The following is a 4,618-nucleotide window of genomic DNA, read 5'->3' as shown; positions in this document are numbered from 1 at the left end:
CGCGCGCGGCCTTGTCGGCCGCCGCCTGCGCCGCGGCGTGGTTCGCGGCCTCGGTTTCCTGCGCCGCGCGGGCGGCGTCGCGCGCCGCCTGGTCGGCAGCGGCCTGCGCCGCGACCCGCGCGGCCTCCGCCGCCTCCTGCGCCGCGCGGGCGGCGTCGCGCGCCGCCTGATCGGCGGCGGCCTGCGCCGCGGCGTCGGCCTGCGCCTGCGCGGCCTGCGCCTGCGCGATCTGCTGCGCGGCCAGCGCGGCCGCCTGCTCGGCCTGACGCGCCGATTCCTGGGCGGCGGCCTGCGCCGCTTCCTGGCGCGCGCGCTCGGCCTCGGCCGCGGCGGCCTCAGCGGTCGCGCGCTGGATCGCCGCCTCGCGTTCGGCCGCGGCGGCACTGGCCGCCTGGGCGCGCGCCGCCTCGTCCGCCGCGGCCTTGGCCGCCGCCGCGGCGGCCTCGTCAGAGGCGCGCTTCGCGGCAGCGGCGTCCGCGTCGGCCTGTGCCTGCGCCTGCGCCTTGGCGACCCGCTCCGCCTCGGCGCGGGCGCGATCCTCGGCCGCCTGCGCCGCGGCCCTGGCCGCTGCCTCCGCCGCCGCGGCGGCCGCCGCCTTCTCGGTGCTGCGCTGCTCTTCCTCCACCTTCGCCCGGGCGGCATCCTCGGCAGCCTTGATCGCGGCCGCCGCGGCGTCGGCCGACTGGCGTTCCGCCTCCACCTTGGCCAGCGCCGCGGTGACGGTTTCGGTCTCCGACTTCTGGACGGTGGCGGCAGCCTCGGCCGCGGCGGCGCGCGCCTCGGCGATCTGACTTGCGGTCTCGACCATGCGCGTCGTCGATACCGCCGCCTCGGTCGCGATCTTCGTCGCGGCGGCGACACCGGCAATGTCGCCGCCCCCGCCGATCGTGCCGGATACCAGCCCGCCGGTGGTGGTCGCCAGCGACGCCGCCGGGGCATAGACCGCCGCGGTCAGCGCGGGCGCCTCGGCCGGCGACGAGGCCACGACCTCGACCGCGGGCGCTGCCTCGGGAAGGGCCGCGGCGCCCCCGCTCTCGCCCCCCCCCTTCACCTTCCCTGGAGGCGGTCTGTTCCGCCACCACCGGGACCGCTGCCGGCGCCGGCTCGCTCTCGCCCGCTCCCGACGATTCCAGAACGCGGGTCCGCCCATTCTCCTCGATCGTCATGCGCATGCGATTGCCCGCCGCGACCATGGCTACCGCGCCGGGCGTCACCAAATCGTGCGCCCCGCCGTCCAGCGTCGCGACGTCCACCGCGCCCTCCAGCACCTGCACCGACGTGCCCGCGCCCGACACACCGACGGAAAAGGTCGTGCCCTTCACCACCGCGGCCAGATACGGCGTCTTCACCTCGAAATGCGGGGTCATCTTCTTCTTGATCATGAAGACAACGTTGCCCAGTTCCTCGATCACGCGGGTGACGCCGGCGGGCTGCGCCTCCGCCGGCAGACGCAGGCGCGATCCGGGGGCGACCATCATGAATTCCGTGCCGCGGACCAGCACCGCCCGCCCGCCGCGCCCGGTCGATACGACATCGCCCGCGCTCACCGCGCCGCCGCGCGTCGCCACCGTCGACACACCCGCACGCGCGATCGTGACCGGGCCGGACGCCTCGCTGATCGTCCAGCCTGCCGGGCCGGCCAGGGCCTGCGTGGAACAGGATGCCGCCAGCAAGACGGCAAGGGCGCGACGCATCGAGAATCTCCCGCAAGTCCGACCGATTCGGCGGAGCCTGCGCCGTCTCATCGCCCTGGAAGGCTTGCGGTGCTGTTTCATGCTGTGGTGAAGCGCGCGTTTACGCGGGGCGTGACCGCGCCCTAACCAAATCCCAAGATTTCGTCGTCTAGTGCTGTCGGCGGTATGACATCCGGGGATCCGACATGAAGCGTGCACTGGCCCTGGCCAGCTGGATGGTGCTCGCCACGCCGTCCGCGCTGGCGCAGACCGCACTCGACCGTGCCGATCCGACGCTGATCCAACGCACCCTTCCGCCGCCGGCCGCCACGCCGCAGGAGGGGCCCCCGTCGATCGCTGCCCCTGTCGCCCCTGCCAGCGCCGCCGCGCCGGTCACCGGGATCGTCCGCGCGATCACCGTCGATGGACAGGACCGGCTGCCGCCCGCCACGTTCGCCGACGCGATCGCCCCGCGGCTGGGCATCGCGATGTCGCAACCCGATCTGGCGGCGCTGGCCGGCGCCGTCGCGCAGATCGCGCGTGATCGCGGCTACCCCTTCGCCACGGCGCAGGTGCCGGCACAATCAATGGCAGGCGGCATCCTCCATGTCACGCTGGACCTTGGTCGAATCGACGCCGTGCGGATCGTGGGCGCGCGCAGCGTGGCCGCCGATCGCGTGCTGGCCGCCGCGCTGGTCACCGGCGGGCCGCTGCGCCGCGCGGATCTGGAACGTGCGTTGCTGCTGGTCGGCGACATGCCCGGTCTGCGCGTCACCGGCAGCCGGCTGGTACGGCAGGACGGCTTCGGCATCCTGCTGGTCACCGTCGAGGCGGACCGCCGCTCGGCCTATGTCCAGATCGACAACCGCGGCAGCGACGAGGTCGGCCCGGTGCGATCGACGCTGATCGCCACCGCGCGCGAGGTGGCGCAATCGGGTGACGAGGTGACGCTGATCGCGTCGCAGACGCCGCTGCAACCGTCCGAGTTCGTCTTCGTCCGCGCGCGCTACGCCGCGCCGCTCGACGCGCGCGGCACGATTGCCACGGTGTCCGGGTCGATCGCGCGGTCGCGCCCCGGCGGTTCGCTGACGCCGCTGAAGGTCGAGGGAAACAGCGCCGACGCCGCAATTGGTGTCCAGCACCCGTTGCTGCGCACCCGCGCGCGCAGCCTGTGGCTGGGCGGCGAGCTGCGCGCGATCGGGACCGACCAGTATCTGCTGGGCAGCAGCCTGCGCCGCGACCGGCTGGTGACGCTGTCGGGCACGCTGACGGGCGCCACGATGCTCGCCGGCGGCGCGGCCCGCGCCGAACTGACCACCAATGTCGGCTTGCCGGTGGGCGCAGTCACTCGCGCCGGCTCGCCACTGGCGTCGCTCAGCGACGGCGATGCGCGCTTCGCGACGCTGTCCTTTGCCGCCGACTGGACCACCTCGCTCGGCAAGCCGTTCAGCCTGGTCGTCGCCGGCGCCGGGCAGCTGGCGTCGCGCCCGCTGCTGGCGGTGGCGGAAATCGGCCTGGGCGGCCCGGCGTTCGGCCGCGGATACGATTATGCCGAGCGGACCGGCGATCAGGGCATCCTGGGCGCGGTCGAACTGCGTGCCGATATCGGCCGCCTGCCGGGCGGGATCGTCGATCGCACGCAGCTTTACGGCTTCGTCGACGGGGGCACCGTCGGCAATCTACGCGGCGGGGAGGGCGGCGGCAGCCTGATGTCCACGGGCATGGGCGCGCGGATCGGCACCGGACGGTTCGACTGGCTGGTGGAGGTGGCGCTACCGGTCACCGACGCGCGGTTCGACACCGGCGACCACAGCCCGCGAATATCGCTGCGGCTGGCGCGCGCGTTCTGATGCGCACGCGCAGCTCGTTCCTGATCCTCATCATCGCCGCGATCGCGGGGGTGACGACGATGCTGCCGGCGGTGGGCATGCCGCTGAAGCGCCTGATCGAGCCGTTGCGGATCGCGGTGATGTCGCACCCGGCATCGGGTAACGTCGTCGTGGTGGAAATGGACGCGCGCAGCGTGGATGCGATCCGCCGCTGGCCGTGGCCACGCCGCCATTACGCCGCCGCCGTCGACCATCTGAAGGCGGCAGGCGCGGCGACGATCGTGTTCGACGTCGATTTTTCCACAGCCTCCGATCCGGTGGACGACCGCTTGTTCGCCGACGCCATCGCCCGCGCGGACGGGCGCGTCGCCCTTCCCACCTTCGCGCAACAGGCCGGCACGACGGACCGGCGCAATCTCGATTCGCTCCCTCTGCCCGCGCTGCGCGCGCATGCCAGCCTCGCCTCCGTCAGCATCCTGCCCGACCTTGACGGCATCGTGCGCGACATGCCGCTGGCGACCGTGACGGCCGGCACCCCGCGCCCATCGCTGTCGGCCTATATCGCCGCGCGCGCCGGGCAGGCGGGCGAACCCTTCCCGATCGATTTCGCGGCCGCGCCCACCACCATCCCGCGGCTGAGCTTCATCGATGTCGAGCGCGGACGCTTCGATCCGCGTACGGTGCGCGGGCGCAACGTCCTGATCGGCGCGACCGCGATCGAGATGGGCGATCGCTATCTCGTCCCCGCACACGGTGTCCTGCCGGGGGTGGTGATCCAGGCGCTGGCCACCGAAACGCTGTTCGGCGGGACGCCTGTACACGGCACGCGGCCGTTGGTGCTGGCGCTTGCGCTGCTGCTGGCGGTGCCGGCGGTCGCTGCCCGTCGAACCAGCGTGGCGGCGGTGCGGCTCACGATCGCGCTGGCCGTCTTTACCGCGGCGGTGCTGGCCGCGGAGCGCTGGGGCGGCGTGCGCTATCCGCTCGCGATCGGTTTTGTCGTGCTGCTCGTCACCGGCGCGCTGATCGCCGCGCGCGACGTCGCGCGCCGGTTCCGCGACAACCGGCTGACCGACGAGGCGACCGGCCTGCCCAACCAGCGTGCCTTCGCCGGCCGCG

Annotated in this window: 2 protein-coding genes and 2 pseudogenes; 2 read left to right on the top strand and 2 right to left on the bottom strand. The window is 73.9% G+C overall.

The annotated features are described in order from the left end of the window. Both AX685_RS23230 and AX685_RS23560 read right to left on the bottom strand, forming a co-directional pair. Positions 1 to 1,051: pseudogene (locus tag AX685_RS23230) on the bottom strand (hypothetical protein); the annotation flags it as partial. Between the two features lie 259 nt (positions 1,052 to 1,310). Next, positions 1,311 to 1,475 (bottom strand): annotated as a pseudogene (locus AX685_RS23560) (FecR family protein); the annotation flags it as partial. 404 nt (positions 1,476 to 1,879) lie between these two features. Here AX685_RS23560 and AX685_RS16625 point away from each other — a divergent pair. Further along, positions 1,880 to 3,523 (top strand): ShlB/FhaC/HecB family hemolysin secretion/activation protein, encoded by a 1,644-nt coding sequence (locus AX685_RS16625; protein WP_066490667.1) that lies wholly within the window; start codon positions 1,880 to 1,882, stop codon positions 3,521 to 3,523. Further along, positions 3,523 to 4,618, top strand: a 1,096-nt coding sequence (locus AX685_RS16620) for a CHASE2 domain-containing protein (RefSeq protein ID WP_156445882.1), incomplete at its 3' end; no start/stop codon positions are given. The genes AX685_RS16625 and AX685_RS16620, both read left to right, overlap by 1 nt.

This window comes from Sphingomonas sp. CCH9-F2, assembly GCF_001556735.1.
Lineage (GTDB): Bacteria > Pseudomonadota > Alphaproteobacteria > Sphingomonadales > Sphingomonadaceae > Sphingomonas > Sphingomonas ginsenosidimutans.
This window is presented reverse-complemented; position numbering and strand designations above follow the sequence as displayed.